This is a genomic window from Streptomyces hebeiensis, assembly GCF_052983195.1.
In genome coordinates, this window is record NZ_JBRKBE010000002.1 from 1 (window position 1) to 15416 (window position 15416).

Annotated in this window: 24 protein-coding genes and 2 pseudogenes; 23 read left to right on the top strand and 3 right to left on the bottom strand. The window is 70.7% G+C overall.

All coding sequences use genetic code 11. The annotated features are described in order from the left end of the window. The 5 genes and pseudogenes from ACU6P3_RS32315 to ACU6P3_RS32335 form a co-directional block, all read left to right on the top strand. Positions 1–519: pseudogene (locus ACU6P3_RS32315) on the top strand (hypothetical protein); the annotation flags it as partial. Then, complete coding sequence (locus tag ACU6P3_RS32320; RefSeq protein WP_447198207.1) at positions 519–722, top strand: hypothetical protein; 204 nt, start codon at positions 519–521, stop codon at positions 720–722. The pseudogene ACU6P3_RS32315 and the gene ACU6P3_RS32320, both read left to right, overlap by 1 nt. 259 nt (positions 723–981) lie before the next feature. Next, entirely contained in the window at positions 982–1395 is a 414-nt protein-coding gene (locus tag ACU6P3_RS32325) for a hypothetical protein (protein ID WP_447198208.1), read from the top strand. Then, a complete protein-coding gene (locus ACU6P3_RS32330; RefSeq protein WP_447198209.1) occupies positions 1392–2924 on the top strand; it encodes a 3'-5' exonuclease in 1533 nt (510 codons plus the stop codon). Before ACU6P3_RS32325 ends, ACU6P3_RS32330 begins: the two co-directional genes overlap by 4 nt. A gap of 10 nt (positions 2925–2934) precedes the next feature. Further along, a complete protein-coding gene (locus ACU6P3_RS32335; RefSeq protein ID WP_447198210.1) occupies positions 2935–3231 on the top strand; it encodes a hypothetical protein in 297 nt (98 codons plus the stop codon). Between the two features lie 71 nt (positions 3232–3302). On the opposite strand, the gene ACU6P3_RS32340 is transcribed toward ACU6P3_RS32335, so the two are convergent. Continuing rightward, entirely contained in the window at positions 3303–3524 is a 222-nt protein-coding gene (locus ACU6P3_RS32340) for a hypothetical protein (protein WP_447198211.1), read from the bottom strand. A gap of 164 nt (positions 3525–3688) precedes the next feature. Then, on the bottom strand, positions 3689–3973 hold the full coding sequence (locus ACU6P3_RS32345) for a hypothetical protein (RefSeq protein WP_447198212.1): 285 nt from the start codon (positions 3971–3973) through the stop codon (positions 3689–3691). A gap of 183 nt (positions 3974–4156) precedes the next feature. On the opposite strand from ACU6P3_RS32345, the gene ACU6P3_RS32350 reads away from it, so the two are divergent. The 16 genes and pseudogenes from ACU6P3_RS32350 (at position 4157) to ACU6P3_RS32425 (ending at position 13199) form a co-directional block, all read left to right on the top strand. After that, a complete protein-coding gene (locus ACU6P3_RS32350) occupies positions 4157–4396 on the top strand; it encodes a hypothetical protein (RefSeq protein WP_447198213.1) in 240 nt (79 codons plus the stop codon). A 253-nt stretch (positions 4397–4649) separates the two neighbouring features. After that, positions 4650–5104, top strand: a pseudogene (locus ACU6P3_RS32355) (XF1762 family protein); the annotation flags it as partial. A gap of 90 nt (positions 5105–5194) precedes the next feature. Continuing rightward, positions 5195–5707: a hypothetical protein gene (locus ACU6P3_RS32360; protein ID WP_447198329.1), complete on the top strand. Its 513-nt coding sequence runs from the start codon at positions 5195–5197 to the stop codon at positions 5705–5707. 74 nt (positions 5708–5781) lie between these two features. Next, a complete protein-coding gene (locus ACU6P3_RS32365) occupies positions 5782–6606 on the top strand; it encodes a DNA adenine methylase (RefSeq protein ID WP_447198214.1) in 825 nt (274 codons plus the stop codon). 85 nt (positions 6607–6691) lie between these two features. Next, the gene (locus ACU6P3_RS32370; RefSeq protein WP_447198215.1) at positions 6692–7837 is read left to right on the top strand and encodes a hypothetical protein; all 1146 of its coding nucleotides are present in this window, start codon (positions 6692–6694) and stop codon (positions 7835–7837) included. Between the two features lie 134 nt (positions 7838–7971). Next, complete coding sequence (locus tag ACU6P3_RS32375; RefSeq protein ID WP_447198216.1) at positions 7972–8334, top strand: hypothetical protein; 363 nt, start codon at positions 7972–7974, stop codon at positions 8332–8334. Further along, a complete protein-coding gene (locus ACU6P3_RS32380) occupies positions 8331–8597 on the top strand; it encodes a hypothetical protein (protein ID WP_447198217.1) in 267 nt (88 codons plus the stop codon). Before ACU6P3_RS32375 ends, ACU6P3_RS32380 begins: the two co-directional genes overlap by 4 nt. Continuing rightward, positions 8594–8986, top strand: coding sequence for a hypothetical protein (locus ACU6P3_RS32385; protein WP_447198218.1), 393 nt, complete (start codon positions 8594–8596; stop codon positions 8984–8986). Before ACU6P3_RS32380 ends, ACU6P3_RS32385 begins: the two co-directional genes overlap by 4 nt. 126 nt (positions 8987–9112) lie before the next feature. Next, positions 9113–9373: a hypothetical protein gene (locus tag ACU6P3_RS32390; RefSeq protein ID WP_447198219.1), complete on the top strand. Its 261-nt coding sequence runs from the start codon at positions 9113–9115 to the stop codon at positions 9371–9373. A 235-nt stretch (positions 9374–9608) separates the two neighbouring features. Next, positions 9609–10022: a hypothetical protein gene (locus ACU6P3_RS32395; RefSeq protein ID WP_447198220.1), complete on the top strand. Its 414-nt coding sequence runs from the start codon at positions 9609–9611 to the stop codon at positions 10020–10022. Next, complete coding sequence (locus tag ACU6P3_RS32400; protein WP_447198221.1) at positions 10019–10366, top strand: hypothetical protein; 348 nt, start codon at positions 10019–10021, stop codon at positions 10364–10366. The genes ACU6P3_RS32395 and ACU6P3_RS32400 overlap by 4 nt, the downstream gene beginning before the upstream one ends. After that, positions 10363–10557: a hypothetical protein gene (locus ACU6P3_RS32405; protein ID WP_447198222.1), complete on the top strand. Its 195-nt coding sequence runs from the start codon at positions 10363–10365 to the stop codon at positions 10555–10557. Before ACU6P3_RS32400 ends, ACU6P3_RS32405 begins: the two co-directional genes overlap by 4 nt. A 268-nt stretch (positions 10558–10825) precedes the next feature. Next, positions 10826–11110 (top strand): hypothetical protein, encoded by a 285-nt coding sequence (locus ACU6P3_RS32410; protein ID WP_447198223.1) that lies wholly within the window; start codon positions 10826–10828, stop codon positions 11108–11110. Continuing rightward, positions 11100–11330, top strand: a complete 231-nt coding sequence (locus ACU6P3_RS32415) for a hypothetical protein (protein ID WP_447198224.1) — start codon at positions 11100–11102, stop codon at positions 11328–11330. The genes ACU6P3_RS32410 and ACU6P3_RS32415 overlap by 11 nt, the downstream gene beginning before the upstream one ends. After that, positions 11323–11964, top strand: a complete 642-nt coding sequence (locus ACU6P3_RS32420; protein WP_447198225.1) for a hypothetical protein — start codon at positions 11323–11325, stop codon at positions 11962–11964. The genes ACU6P3_RS32415 and ACU6P3_RS32420 overlap by 8 nt, the downstream gene beginning before the upstream one ends. Positions 11965–12386: 422 nt before the next feature. After that, complete coding sequence (locus ACU6P3_RS32425; protein ID WP_447198226.1) at positions 12387–13199, top strand: MmyB family transcriptional regulator; 813 nt, start codon at positions 12387–12389, stop codon at positions 13197–13199. Between the two features lie 122 nt (positions 13200–13321). Here ACU6P3_RS32425 and ACU6P3_RS32430 read toward each other — a convergent pair whose 3' ends face one another. Continuing rightward, positions 13322–13660, bottom strand: coding sequence for a hypothetical protein (locus ACU6P3_RS32430; protein ID WP_447198227.1), 339 nt, complete (start codon positions 13658–13660; stop codon positions 13322–13324). Between the two features lie 212 nt (positions 13661–13872). Between ACU6P3_RS32430 and ACU6P3_RS32435 the strand changes: the two genes are divergently transcribed. Continuing rightward, positions 13873–14916, top strand: coding sequence for a type III polyketide synthase (locus ACU6P3_RS32435; protein ID WP_447198228.1), 1044 nt, complete (start codon positions 13873–13875; stop codon positions 14914–14916). Positions 14917–15165: 249 nt separating this feature from the next. Next, on the top strand, positions 15166–15411 hold the full coding sequence (locus ACU6P3_RS32440) for a hypothetical protein (protein WP_447198229.1): 246 nt from the start codon (positions 15166–15168) through the stop codon (positions 15409–15411). Positions 15412–15416 lie beyond the last annotated feature (5 nt).

Below are 15416 nucleotides of genomic sequence, written 5' to 3' on the forward strand. Positions count from 1 at the left end.
GGGACCGCCGACCCGATGGACGCCTTCCGCGAGGCCGGGATGAAGGTCTTCACGCTCGACGACCTCGACCTGGGCGACGTCGACACCTACCACCTGGCCCCGAACTACGGCGTGACGCTGATGAAGACGACCACGCCCGACGACCAGCCCATGCCGATGCTCGTGCTGTACCCGGAGACCGAGAACGCCGGGATCGAGGACCTAGAGGCCCGCACCGACTGGGAGCACTGGGGCCTGCACGGGATGCCGGACATGGACCCGCACTGGCGGGTGCGCGCCCGGATCGCCGACCGGTCCCTGCAGGGCCTGGTCCACGTCGGCCCGGACGGCGAGGACGACATCGAGCTGTGGCGGGCCGCCGAGACGGTCAGTCTGCCGGAGCACTGGTGGGACCTGCTCGACCGGGCCCAGCACGTCCTGGTCGCCGGACCCGTCAAGGAAACCGACCACCAAGCCCTCCAGGCCGCCGGCGACGCGGGCGAGCTGCTCGCCGTCATCGCCCGAGTGAGCTTCCACTGATGGCCCGCCGTGAACGCCGCCCCCGCCAGCACTTGCCCGGGATCGCCGACATCCGCATCGCGGCCGACGAGGCCACCGTCGCCCTGGTCGTCGAGGCCCTGCGCCGGGAGTTCAGCATCACCGACCCCGAGCCGTACGACAGCGGATACAGCTACCTCCGGGTCGACACCGGCAATACCGCCGCCGACCCGGACGACGACTGACCGCGCCTCATCCCCGGTCGCAAAACAGGAACTTGCCCAGGCCAGAGGCACACAGCCCCGGCACCGCCCAGCGCGCACGCACCCGCACCACGGGAGCGCTGCCCGCGCCGGGCGGTGCCGGGGCCCGGGGGCGGCGAAGCCCCCGGCAGCCACCGGCCCCGGCCCCGGGCGCATCAAGGAGACCCGCAGATGCACCAGGAAGCGAAGCCCCCAGAGTCCCCGCCCGATGCCAGCACCGACGGTGTGGTCTGGCTCCGGCTTGAGTACCAGGGCCTCGAACTGGCAGAAGTGCCACGCGAACTTCCCCCGGCTCGTGCTCCTCACCGGCTCGTTGCACAAGCGGACCAAGTGGGTCGTCGCGACGGAGCTGGTCGACTTCGCCCGCCTCCAGCGCGCGAGGAAGCCCAGGACCGGCCGCAAGAGCCCGCAGCGCCCCGGCGCGCAGATCGCCGTCGAGAAGACGGCGCACTACGAGGAGGTGGTGCGGGCCCTGACCGAGCGAGAGAAGCGCCAGACCCAGGCCCTGGCCCGCACCCGGGCCGCCAAGCGCGCGGTCGGCGAAAGGCTCGCCGAGGCCCGCGCTCGACTCACCGCCGAGATCGACGCCGTCGCCCGGCTCGGCACCCAGAAAGACCACCGCACCACGACCACCGACAAGGAGCACCGCCCGTGACGGACACCATGCAGGACACGACGACCGAGACCGCCACGACCGAGACCACTCCGGTGGTCCCGCAGCAGGAACCGTCTCTGCCCGAGGCCTTGGGCGCCCGCCGGATCGCGAGCCTGCTCGCCGAACACACCGGTGAGCCGGTCACCGCCGCCGACGTCGACGACCTGGTCGCCGAGGAGCACCTGAAGGCGGTCGACCACTACAAGGGCTGGCCGATGTACTCCACGGCGGCCGCGCGCGAACTCGACATCGACCTGGTGCGGTCGGTGGTCGCCGACCGGTTGGCGTGGGAGGCGGCGAGCCTGCCCCGGGACGCGGCGGCCGACCGGATCGGCTGGCACTGGAGCGACCTGGTGCGGATGGGGGAGGAGGGCCGTATCACCACCGGGCGCGGCGGCCGGTATCTGATCGCCGACCTGGACACGATGGCCGCCGAGGCCGACGGCGAGCAGTACGTCACCGCGCAGGCCGCCGCCACGGACGTGCTGGAGATCCGGGCGAGCGACTGGAAGTACGTCGAGGCCGCCGGGTGGATCCGCCCGGCCCTCGTCTACGAGAAGGAAGTCGGCCGCTACCGCACGGTCACCGTCTCGCTCTACCGGCTCGGTGACGTCCGCGCGCTGCTGGAGCTGCCCGGCGTCGACTGGGAGGCGGTCCGCGGACTGCCGAAGGGCACGCCGTCCCCGCTGCGCGAGTACGCCCGGCTCGCCCCGACCCGGGCCGCCGCTGTCCGCGGCTTCGCGCAGGGCCTCGCCGACCGGCACGGCGTGACCGTCTGGGCCTGGCACTCGCCGTACACCGACCGCTGGGAGCTGGACTGGGAGCGGATCGACGGCACGCCCACCGAGGCCACCGTGCGGCGGGAGCTGGCCGAGGACCCCGAGGCGGGCGCCTACGCGGGCGAGATCGAGCTGTGCCCAGCGTGGGGCGAGATCACCCGGGAGGCGCGGGACCTGCTGGAGCCGGGCCGGGCGGTCGTGCTCGACACCGAGACCACCGACCTGTCCGGCTACACCGTCGAGATCGCCGTGATCGACGCGGCCACCGGCAAGAAGCTGATGGACACCCTGGTCAACCCCGGCGACGCCGAGATCAGCGACGGAGCGCGCTGGGTGCACGGCATCAAGGACGAGATGGTCGCCGACAAGCGGCCGTTCGAGAAGGTGCTCCCCCGGCTCCGCAAGGTCACCAAGGGGCGCGTCGTTCTGGCGTACAACGCCGAGTTCGACAGGTCCATCGTCCTCCGCGACATCGCCCGGGCCGGGAAGAAGCCGATGCACCTGGAGCCCTGGGACAGCTGGTACTGCCTGATGAACGCTTACGCCGACTGGCTCGGCTCCCGTCGGTGGCTCCGGCTCGGGGGCAGCCACCGTGCCGCCGGCGACTGCGAGTCCGCCCGACAAGTTCTGATCGAGATGTCGAAAGGCCGCGGCACCACATTCACCCCCAGGCAGCCGACGCCCGGCGATCCGGTTACCGGGCCGCCTCCTGAAACCGTTCTCGCCGGGGCCGGCCTGCCGACTGGATAGGCTGTCCCGCATGGATGGCTTCAAGGTCACGTACACCGTTGAGTGCGCGCGGGCGGTCGAGGAACTGTCCCCCGCGCGCAGGGCGCTCCTCGAGCGCGGCCTCGCCGTCCTCGCACGCGACCCATACCACAAGGCCACAGCGCCGATCGGCACCCACGAGGACAACCGCAAGGCGCAGGTCGCCCCCGGCGTGCTGATCGAGTACGTGGTCGCGCACGCGGTGATGGTCGTCGTCGTCCTGACCGTGTTCGACGAAGACCTCTACCTCCTCGCGGACGACGAGTTCGGCAGCGGCGGAGACGCCTGAAGATGGCGGCCCAGCCCGCGCCAGCGTCCTGAACCCTGTGGGCGCCCTGGGCCAGCCGCCGCCAGAGGCCGTTACGCGGCGCTGCCGTGCCGGTGTGCGGCCTCGTCCGGGTCCCCCAACGGCCGGGTGAGCGTGTCGTCCGACACCGGCGCCCGTTCTGGGATCAGGAAGTCCTCGAGGTGCCGTTCGTGGCACGACTCGCACTGATGGTGGTCGTCATCAATCTCGACCATCGACTCGGTCGGCGCCCGTGCCCCGCAGCTTGTGCAGGCTGTCTCCCTGGTGTCGCCCATGGTTCCGACGGTCCGTCAGCATTCCGGTGGCCGGGAGGGTGCTCGCAAGGGCGCACAGGCGCTGAAACCCGGCGCACCGCCCGTACCGCCTGAAAAGCCCCAGTCGGTGCGGCTCCGTTCGTGCAACTGCCGGACGCCCGGCAAGCCCGAACCGACACCGCTACTCAACGGTCCGCGGTCGCCCACCGGATCCACGCCATCAGCCCCTGCACGGCCGCCGCCTCCCGCGTCGGCCACGTACCGGCCGCCGGGCTCACCCCCAGCCGGTACGTCCACCCCGCCCGCCGGCCACCCCGGTACGCCGGGACGACAACCAGCAGCACCTCACCGTCCCCTGCCACGACGTTCCACGCGCGGGTCTCCGACCACGTGTCCGCTTTGACGAGTTCGGCGGTGTCGGCGATCGCGCGGGCTTTCGCCGCGGACAGTTTCCGGGGGCGGGCAGTCATGCGGGGAAGTCTCCCACCGGCCTCTGCGCGACGTCAGTGCCAGGGCCGAGCCAAGCTCCGTTAATGTATTGCGTCCGCAATACATTAAAGATAGGGTGGAGCCTCCACCGAACCCCACCAGGGGCAAGGTTCGCCCATCCTCGGGCCACGCTGGCATAGCCCCCTCCACACAGGAGCCGCACCATGCCCGACACCACCACGCCCAACACCAGCCCACTGGACCGGCTCCTTGCCGAGGCGATTCCGACCGGCACTTTCGGGGACGCGCAGCCGGCACGGCCCCGCCAACGCGAACGGCGCCGCTGGACAACGGCGGAGCAGGCCCGGCATGTCGCCGAACTCGAGGCCGAACTCGACCTGTACGACGGGCGCGGCACGGGCAAGCCGCAGCGTCACCTCCGTGCTGTCAGCGAGGCGGCGTGACCCGGCCGAGCGACCGGGACCGGCCGACCTCACCACCGCGCTCTCGTGAGTGCCCGCCGGGCCCACACCGGCTCGTAACGGCGCCTCTTGCCCCCGAACTCCCCGGCCCCGCCGCCAATCCCGCACCCCTACCCGAACGGCCGCGAGAAGCCCGCACAGCGATTCCCGACCTGAACCGGCCACCCGCCCCACACATCGACGGCCAGACCGAACTACCCCTGACGAACCACCAGCCGACCCTCTGGAGCCTCTGATGCCCGACCTCCACCTGACTCCCGTGCGAAGTCGTGAGGCGCGTTCCTACTGCGCCATGTGGCATCGCCACCACCCGCCGCCTGTGGGGCAGATCTTCGCCCTCGGGGTTGCCGACGAGCACGGTGTTCTCCGAGGCGTCGCCGTTGTCGGCCGGCCGGTGGCCCGGATGCTCGACAACGGCCAGACCCTGGAAGTCACCCGCACCGCGTGCGACGGCACACCGAACGCGAACTCGATGCTCTACGGAGCGGCGTGGCGGGCGGCTAAGGCGCTCGGCTACACACGGCTGATCACATACACGCAGGCAGGAGAGAGCGGCGCCACCGACCCGGCCGAACGAGTCGATGCCGCCCTGCGCCTCCTCGAAGCTGTCCACCGCGCCCGGGGTCTCGGCTGGCGCACCATCACCGTCGACCGCCTCGTGCGCATCGCCAACGGGGAGGCCACGGCGACGCCGCCGGACCCCGCTATCGCTCCGAAGTCGGCACGCGGCACCTATCACCGCTGACCCACCCCGTGACCACCTCACCGAAGGAGAACCCCATGACCGACACGACACCCACCCCGCTCACCGAGCAGCAGCTCGCCGAGATCGGCACCCGAGCCGCCCACCTCTACGAGTTCGTGCCCCTGCCCACCAAGGCCGACCAGCTCGCCGGGGCGGACGTGCCCGCGCTGCTCGTGGAGGTCCGCCGGCTCCAGCACCAGAAGAAGTTCCTGCTCGGGCAGCTCAAGAAGAAGGACGCCGCGTCCGGCGACGGCGACCGTGCCCTGGCCGAGTTCCTGGGCGCCGAGTCCGACATCGCGGCAGCCGACAACCCCACACCCCTGCGCTGGGGCCTGAACGACGTCCTCTGGGGCGACGACGACAGTGTCACCGTCATGATGTCCGGCCCGGCCGGTGAGCCGTACTGGCTGGAGCTGGACCCGGAGCGCGCCGCCGTGCTCCGCGAGGACCTCGCCGGGCCGCCTGCCGAGGAGACGCACGTCGTCGCCGACGGCAGCGACACCCCGGAGCACGTGGACGACTGCCCCGGCTGCGCCACCGCCCCGTGACACGCCACGCGCCCGCCCCGTTCGACCCGGGGCGGGCGCCCACCCACCGTACCCACCACCAGGAGAGGAACATCGTGAAGTCGCCCGTCCCGTACTTCGGATCCAAGCAGCGCGTCGCCGACTGGATCGTCAACCTGCTGCCCGACCACGAGCACTACGTCGAGCCGTTCGCCGGCGGTCTGTCCGTGCTGTTCGCCAAGCAGCCGTCCCGCATGGAGACCGTCAACGACCTCGACGCCGAGCTTGTCACCTTCTGGCGAGTACTGCGCGACCGGCCCAAGGAGTTGCTTCGTGCCTGCATGCTTACCCCGCACGGTCGCGCCGAGCATGAAGCGACGTGGGAGCAGACTGCGGATGACCTCGAGCTGGCCCGCCGCATCTGGTGCCGTCTCGCTCAGGGCCGCTCTGGAACCCTCCGCAAAACCGGCTGGCGGCACTACATCGACCCCGCTGGATCCTCGACGTCGATGCCTGGCTACCTCGAGGCCTACGCGGTCCGCCTCGCTGCTGCAGCCGAGCGCCTGCACCGCGTATCCCTTGAGGCCCTGCCCGCGCTGACACTCATCGGCAAGTACGGGGCACAGCCGGACGTGTTGCTGTACATCGACCCGCCGTACCTGGGATCGACGCGAGGGTGGGGCCGGAACTACCGGCACGAGATGAAGGCCGCCGAGGAGCACCGCGAACTGGCGGCCGCGCTGGCTGACTGCCGGGCCGCAGTCGTCCTGTCCGGCTACCACTCGCCGCTGTACGCCGATCTGTACGCCGGGTGGCACCGGTACGAAAAGCCAGCCACCACCGGTAACGCCAAGGGCGACCGGAGCCGCACGGAAGTCCTGTGGTCTAACCGGCTGCTCGAGGACCAGCTCGATTTTCTCAGCCTTGCCGACGCCGGGTGACCACCCGCGTGACGGCCGCCCGCTGCTGCGTCTATCAGCGGCGGGCGGCCCACCCCGACCCTTCCACACCACCCTGGAGAAGACCATGAACCTCGGTGACTTGATCACCACCCTGGAAGCCGCCAGCCCCGACCAGCCCGTCGCGCACGGCTTCGGCAACCCGCACTCCTACCGCGGCGACTACATGGACCTCGCCTTCGAGCCCGTTGACGACACGACGGTGGGCGCCATGCTCGCCGCGGCCCGGTCCGCTGTGGACGCCACTTTCCAGGGCTGGAAGGGCGGCGACTTCACGATGAGCACCGACACCTGGTGCTGGCTGTCCGTGCAGGGCGACGTGTCCGGGGAGTCGATCAGCCCGCAGACGCTGGCGTGGATGCTGCACACCCCAGAGCCTGCCGCCGGAGCGCTTGCCGACCGCGCCGCCCTCCGCGACCGCATCGCCGAGGCGCCCGTCGACTGGATCGACGGGCACCCTCAGCTGGAGGCCATCGCCGCCGCCGTGTGGGAGCAGTGCGGGCGTAGCGACAGCGGCGCATGCGTCGAGGACGACCCGCGCACCATCGCCGCTGTGGCGGCGGCCACGATCCGTACCGGCGGCGGGCAGACCGAGCCCGGTGCCGACCGGGCCGCGATCCTCCGCGAGGCCGCCGACCGGCTGTGGTCGTTGGCGAACCGGACCACCGAGCGCGGCGCGGGAGTCCTGTGGGCGGCCGACCAGCTGCGCCGCATGGCCGCCGAGGCGCAGCAGCCCGAAGCCGAGGCAACCGTTGACCGGGCCGCCGTGCTGCTGTGGGGGGCCGACCAGATCGACGCCGCGACCCGGCAGGCGAAGGCGGACGGCGTGCTGGAGTCGGACAAGTTCCGGCCGTGCCGCGACGCATCCGCTCAGCTTCGCGCCCTGGCTGGCTGTGCCGCCTGCGAGGCCGGGGTCGAGCACGACGTGCACTGCCCGATTCCTGAGACGCACAACTGGGGCTGCGGCTGCCCCACCGATCCGGTGCCCGCCGACGGGCCGAGCCCCATGGCCGCCGAGGCGCGCGGGACTCGGTGCGCGCACTGTGGGCTGCAGATCGAGGACCGGGGCGACCCCGGGTTCGGTACGTATACACCGTGTTGGGTCCACATCCCCGGCCGCTACACCGTCTGCTACCCGCAGCAGGGCGGTGCCAGCTCCCGGGCCGAGCCCGCCGCGTCTGCTGTCCCGGCCACACCCGAGACGGAGGCGTGATCATGACTGACTCCACCCCCGACGTCCCGTGCCCCCTGGCAGTCTTGTCTGCGCTCAGCGCCCCACCCCGGCCGCACGCCGGGCACGAATGGGAACCCCAGCCCGGCATGACCCCCGTCCACTGCCCCGGAGTCGTGGATGAAGCCGTCGCCGAGCCTGCCGAGGAGGCGTGGCGGATGGACACCTACGACCCCGGGGCCGACTGCTGGACACCCGGTCTCCCCATGCGTGACCGGGCCAAGGTCGCCCGGCGTCTGGAGCGGCTCGCCGAGGAGCATCCGACGTGGGCGGACGGGCAGCCGGTTCAGCGCTGGCTGGTCCGCGTGACGACGACGTACATGGTGGTCTCCGTCGCCGGGGAGGCGCCCCCGCAGCATGTCGGCAACCGGGTCAACGCGGAGGACTGCCCGGCCTGCTGCGCCTCCGAGGTCCCGCCGCCGTACCCGTGGATCTGCCCCGGCGAGCCGGGGTCCGAGACGGACGGGGAGGAGCAGTGACCGCTGTGCTCACCGTCGCCGCCCTGGCCGCCGGGTACGGCCTCGGCCGCTGGCGGCCCTGGCTACGCCTCGGCGACTGGGCCAACTGGCAGCTCCGTTTCCACCTCAACCGGTGGACCAGCCGCCCCCGTCAGGCCGCCCTGTTCGGGCTGCTGCTGGCCACCGACCCAGCGCACACCATGCGCGCCTGGCGTCGCCGCAACGAGCCGTCCCGACCGCTCGCGCCTGCCATGCGCTTTCGCCCCACTGAGGAGGAACAATGAGCGCCGCTCCCGAACAGGTCGAGTACCTGTATGAACTCTGGGACGCCAACTGGGATGACGGCCCCCTCGGTAACTACCAGATCCTCGCCCACCCGATCACGAAGAAGACCCCTAAGCGGATCTACTTCACGTACCTCAACGGCCGGACCGGGTTCGTGGACCGTCAGAAGATCGAAGCCGACGGGGAGATCTACCACGGCTACACCATGTGCTTACTCCACTTGGCCCGTCCCGAGATTCCGCAGCGCCCCCAGCGCCCGACGCTGGCCGCCCTGAAAGCCGAGATGGCCGCCGCACACCCGGACCGTGGCGGCAGCGACGAAGCGTTCATCGCCGCCCGCCAGCGCTACCAACGCGCCCGCGCATCGGCGGAAGGAGCCGCACGATGACCGCCGTGATCCTGTCCCGGCTCCCGGGCTACCGGGGCGCCGAACTCGCCCTCGACATCGACCCCGCCGAGCACGAGCGACGCCGGCCCTTCCCTCGGCGCCACCCCCCACAAGACAGGAGCCCCCATGTCCCGTCGTACCACCGCCCGCGAAGTCGCCGACGCACTCGCCGGGCACGGCCACGCCGACTCCGTACACCGAACCGCTTGGACCCCTGGCTACCGCACCCAGCAGGCCAGCCCCCGCACCGTCCGTTGCTGGCACGACGGGCCCGACGAGCAGCAGCACCTCGACCAGTACGCCGCGATCCTTCGTACCGCCGGATACGCGGTCACCCCCGAACGCCCGCCCGGGTCCCGGCCGCGGCTGCGGATCACCCACCCCTAAGCGGCAGACTGGCCTCACGCCCAGATCAGGGCCGCTGACATCCGCGCCGCACTCGACGCCTCGGCCGCCGAGCAGCCGCCCCGCCAGCACATCGGCGGACGAGCCAACGCCGAGGACTGCCCCGCCTGGCGCGCGGCACCGGCCGCCCCGGGATCACCCACCGCCTGACTGTCCCGTCCTGTGGCTGGCGGCCCACCCCGCCGCCAGCCACACCACCACCCTTTGGAGGAACCCCGTGTCGTACCCGAACCTGCTCACCCCGGAAGACATGCTCACCACCGCGAAGGAGCGACTGAACATCCCGACGATCGTCTGCATCTGCGGCAGCACCCGCTTCATGGCAGAGATGGCCGATGCCGACCTGGAGGAGACCGCGGCCGGCCGGATCGTCGTCCGCCCCGGCGTCAACATGAAGACCGAGCACCCACTGTGGGCCGACCCGGTCGAAGCCGAAGCGCTCAAGGTCCGCCTGGATGAGTTGCACCGGGCGAAGATCCGGTTGGCCAGCGAGGTCCTCGTCGTCGGGGACTACATCGGCACCTCCACCACGGCCGAAATCCGATATGCGAGGTCGCTTGGCATCCCTGTCCGGTTCACCCACCCCGAGATCGACCCCGACGGTACCCCGGCAGCACAGGAGGCATCGTGAGCATCTACGCCAGCATCGAAGGCATCGGCGACCACGGCGACCCCGCACACCTCGGACAGCTCTGGACGTACAAGGGCAGCCACCTCACCCCCGGCCACGACGACCCCCGCGACGGCAGTATCGGACTCGCCGTCATCCCCTCCCACATCACCGCCGACGGCCGCGACGACCAGCCCGCGGACGGTACCCCCTGGCCGTGGCTGCGGATCTCCCTGCACGTACCCGTGGACGTGTTCGGCGGTGATCCGTGCGCCCTCATCGACCCCACACAGGCCCGACACCTCGCGGCCCAGTTCACAGCGTGGGCCGACCGCGTCGACCCCGACCCAAAGGAGCAGCAGTGACCACCAGCCTCGAAGCACGATGCGCAGCAGCCCTCCGCGCACTCACAGAACGCACCACCCGCGCCCCCGTCGTCAACCCGGCGGCGCGCTTCCCCGGCGAGACCCAGCCCTCCGACGGGCTGCCCGACGACCCGCTCCTCGCCGCCGACATGCACGAAGCCCGCCACGCCACGTTCAGCGACCTGGACTGACCCCGGGCAGCAGAAAGCCCCCGCCCAACCAGGCGGGGGAGGTGAACGGCCGGTACCGAGGCCGCGCGTGATGGCGAGTGTCGGCACCGGCCGTAATCACAACCAGCCGAGCACTGCCCCGGACCCGAGGAGCAGCAGTGACAACGCCCGACACCCCGCCGACCTGCCAATGGTGCAAGCAGCCCGTCCAAGGCGAGCCCACCTGGTGGGACGGGAATCCGCAATGCCGCAACCCATTCACCTGCGACAAACGCATCAAGGAGAACTGATGCCCGACCTCCGTGCCTCCCTCACTCAGGCCCTCGGCTGGCACATTGCCGGACGCCTCGTCACACCCGAACAGCAGACCACCACCCGCAACGCGTTCCAGACCATCGCCACCGCCACGGACCAGAACACCGCCCGCGCGTGGCTGGTCGGCCTCAACCCGCTCCTCGGCAACGTGTCCCCCATCTCCGCGATCCGCGCCGGCCGCCATACCGCCACCCTGACCGCCGCCGAGCACTACGCCCGCCGCACCGACTTCACCGGGGAGCAGCACGATGTCCCCTGAAGAAGAGATCGCTCACCTGGAAGCGCTCTTCGAAGCGCCCGCCTACTGGCGCTGCGCTCACTGCGGCGATCCCATCACCGGAACCGGCTACACGTGGATAGGCCCCCTCCGTCAGCCCGGAGAGAGCATCTGGGACCAGCGCCGATACCACCTCAACCGGCCCGAATGCCGCCAGGTCGGCGAGGGCGCCACCACCACGGAGGAGACCGACCGTGCATGACCCCGCCGACACGGCCGTCACCACCACCGACGGCCCACCGAAGAGGCCCATCGACAACGAGCCGCGCTACACGGCCAGCACGATCACCGACGACGCCTTGCGCAACCTGTACAACGAGAGGGCGCTCCTCCGGCAAGGCGCGGCCGAGAGGTCAGCCCTCCTCGAGGAGGCCCGAGACGCCCTGGAAACAGCTGGCATCCGCGGACCGCACGGCGACCACTGGCCGCGCCTCGCGCCCGGCATCAAGCAGTTGGCATCCAAGCTCACCCATGCTGAGGACGAGCTGGACCGGCTTCACGCCGCCGAGTCCGCCGACGCGGCGGCTGGCTCCTATGCCGGAAGGGTCGAGGAACTGGAGGCCCGAGTGCGCGAGCTGGAGCAGCTACTGGCCGAATCGGACGCCGAGACGGCGGAACTTGCGGACCACTCCGACCGAACGTGCGAGGCCGTAGTCGCCCGCGATCAGGCAGAGGCCACCATTGCCCGCGTGCGCGTCGAACTGGACGCCATCGACCGAGACGTACACGGCAAAAGCCCCGTCGCGCTCGCCGGGCTGCGGACCGCTACCTCCCGCATCCGCGCCGCACTCGACCAGCCGGCCACCGAGCATTCAACCCTTGCGCAGGAGAACTGATCCACGCGACAGGGGCCTCCGTGGCAGGGCAGCCGGTACCGAGGCCGCGCGTAGTGGGGAGTGTCGGTACCGGCCGCAGCCTGGCGTGTGACACGGCTTTGGTGGGTGGGGGCGAGAGCCGCGCTGCGAAATCCAGGCTCCCCTGGATCGCGGCCGTCGCCCCACCGCACCTTCTGTCACGGTATCCATCCCGAAAGCAGCCTGACTAACGTTCAAAACGTGCATTCCGAACGCGTCGGGACAATTACCTCCCGGGTCGAGCATCAAGGCCACCGATAATCGAACTTGGCAGGTCAGCGGCCCAGCACGATCATCCTGGCCCAACCCGCCCCACATATCTCCGAACCATTTTTCCACCCAAAACCCGCATGAATATTTACACTCCACAAGCCGATAGATTCACCCTGCACGGGAGAGGGAACGTGAAGCCGGACTCGCTGCGCCAACTCCTCAACACATGCCGCGCCGCCATCGAACCCGAAACACACGGCCTGACCCGCCCCACCGGCCAAGGCCGCCGCGCCGCCGGCCTCTCCCAACACCAAGTCGACCAACTCACCGACCGCGCCATCAACACCTACCAGCGCCTCGAATCCGGGAACTACCCCAACCCGCCCCTCGACTACCTCCGCGACATCGCCCACCTGTTCGGCATGAACGAACACCAGTGGATCGCCCTCCACCGCTACGCCCGCGGCGAAGACCCGCCCGGCCCCCTCCGCGCCGACTCCGGCTACCACGTCGCCGGATCCTGGCGACACGCCGTCGACTCCATCAGCGAAATGGCCTACCTCACCGACGCCTCGTGGAACATGCTCACTGCGAACACCCGCTGCGCCGGCCTGTTCCCCGAAGGCCGCGTCCCCGACAACACGATGCGGTGGATGCTCCTCAACCCCGACGCCCGGCACGTCCTGACCGACTGGGAAACGGCGTGGGCCCCGCTCGTCCTCCCCCAGCTCCGGGCCGCGCTCGCCACCCGCCAGGACGACACCCTCCGAGCCATCGAACACGACGTCCGCGCCGACCCCGTCACCCGCCGGCTGTACGACGAACAAGGCGTCTACGTCCACCCCGACGGCGACCAGAGGCCCCTCCACCACTCCCTGCTCGGCCCCGGCTGGGTCACCATGTGCTCCGCCCAACCCGACGGATCCCCATACGCCCGCCTGATGATCCTCCTGTTCCAGCCCGGGCCCCGCCAGCCGCGCCCACACGCCCCGCTCCGCGCCTGACCGTGCGGCCTTGGATGAACGGTTGGCCCCGGGGGCGCAGAGGACCGTTTCCGCGCCCCCGGAGGGCCATCACCGTTCCGCTCGATGGCGCCGCCGCTTCACGGCCCTGTACACCAGGGGTTCTACCGCTCGCGCAGCTCGTACGGGCTGATCTCCTCGTATCGGTCGTCGGACTCATCCCGGCCGAAGCTTTCTTCCCAGCGCTCCGGCCAGTTCGCCGGGCCGCCAACACGGAACCGATCGTCTGCCCATCGAGGTTCCCCCACGCAGAAGGCGTGCACCTGGGGCTGGTCATCGCCGCTCCGGCGGACGAACTCCTCGTCGTAGATGAGGAAGTGGCCCATGTCGTCGCGGTCCTCACGAACCTCTTCCGGCAGCGTAACCACACGAGTCACCTTGTCGTGGTCAACATCGACCTCGACCATCACCGGCACCACGTACCGAACCCACCGCTTCGCCACCGCTCCGCCCCTTCTGCCAGGTCTCTCAGCTGCAAGGTATCGAGCGGAGCCCCATCAGAGAGAGCAGACCCCAAAGCGTCACTCTCCGCTACTTGTCACTTCACCGCAGCTTCGGGAGTGCAGGGCCCTCACCGGAGGCAGCATTTCCTCCGCCCCGGCATACCGTTTGGGTTACCCCCCGCCCGCAGACCCACCCCTGCCGGAGGACACCCATGCCCGCCTACGTGACCGCCCCGCACATCACCCTCCCCCCGCACAAAATCACCACCGCCGAGATCCTCGACGACATCCGCACCCGGCACGCCGACCACCCGCGCCTGCCCGTCATCCTCCGCGCCATCGGCAACTGCGGCGTCACCACCCGGCACTTCACCCGCCCGCTCGACGCGCCCACCGTCTCCGGGACCGCCGACGTCCACGAACGAACCGCCGCCGCGTTCAACGACTGCCTCACCATGGCCACGGCCGCCGCCCGCCGGGCGCTCGAGAACGCGGGCCTCACCGCGTCGGATGTCACCGCGGTCGTCACCTCCCACGCGACCGGCTGGTCCGTCCCCAACCTCGACGTGCACCTCATCGACCAGCTCGGGCTACCGGCGACGACCCGACGCCTCCCCATGACGACCCTCGCCTGCGCCGGCGGCGCACACGCCCTCATACGGGCCACCGAACACGTCGCCGCCCACCCCGGCGCCCGGGTCCTCGTCGTAGCCACCGAGGCCCTCTCCACCTCGTACAACCACGCCGACACCGGCATTCCGTCGATGATCTATAAGGCGCTGTTCGCCGACAGCGCCGCCGCAACCATCGTCACCGCCGAACCCCTCGGCCCCGGCCTCCGGATCGACGACACCCTCGAGTACTGGCTCCCCGAAAGTCTCGACCGCTACCAGGGCCGCCTCGACACCGCGGGCCTGCACTTCGACTCCACCCGCCGGGCCCCGGCCGCCGCCGGCGAGTCCATGCTTGCCCTCCTCGACTGGCTCGCCCCCCACCCGCCGGTCGACTGGGCCGTCATCCACCCCGGCGGCCCGTCCATCATCCGCGACGTCGCCAACGCCCTCAGCCTCACCGACCACGATGTACGGCACGCGCACGACTCCCTCGCCGAGTGCGGCAACCTCGGCGGCGCCGCCGTCCTCGACGTCCTCGCCCGCACCCACACCACACCCCCCGCCCCCGGCAGCACCGGCGTGATGGCCGCGTTCGGCCCCGGCTTCACCATGAGCGCCATCCGCAGCACCTGGCATGCGTGACAGGGGCTTCCTGCTGACGGATAGGCCATGTAAGGATCCGCCTATGACTCAGGCCACGCTCTCGCTCAGTGCCCGCTTCGCGTCATCCGCCCGGAGGGATCTCGGCTGGGGGTAGCCGAACAGCAGGCTGGCCCGCGCCAGAAGAGTCTGGGCGGGCCGAGCAAGGGAATCCGAGTCAGATGCGGATGGTGAGCGTGGGGAAGCCGTCGGGGATCTCGACGCCGACATAGGGCGGTGGAGCCACGACACGTGGAAGCCGAGGACAAGCAGACTGACAGCGGGCAGGTCGACGAATTCACCGCCGCCCGCATCCGGAAAGCGAAACAGCAACTCCTCGATCATCCCGCTGGGGAGCCGCTCCGGGCGTCGGAGATCGCACCGTTCCTCCGAGACCCCAGCGACATGAAGGGCGCGGAGGCGGTCGCGGAGTCGCTGAACCGGTGCCTGGACCAGCTCGAATCCGACCTCAACGGCGGTGGCCCGCGCGGGGCATGACCGAC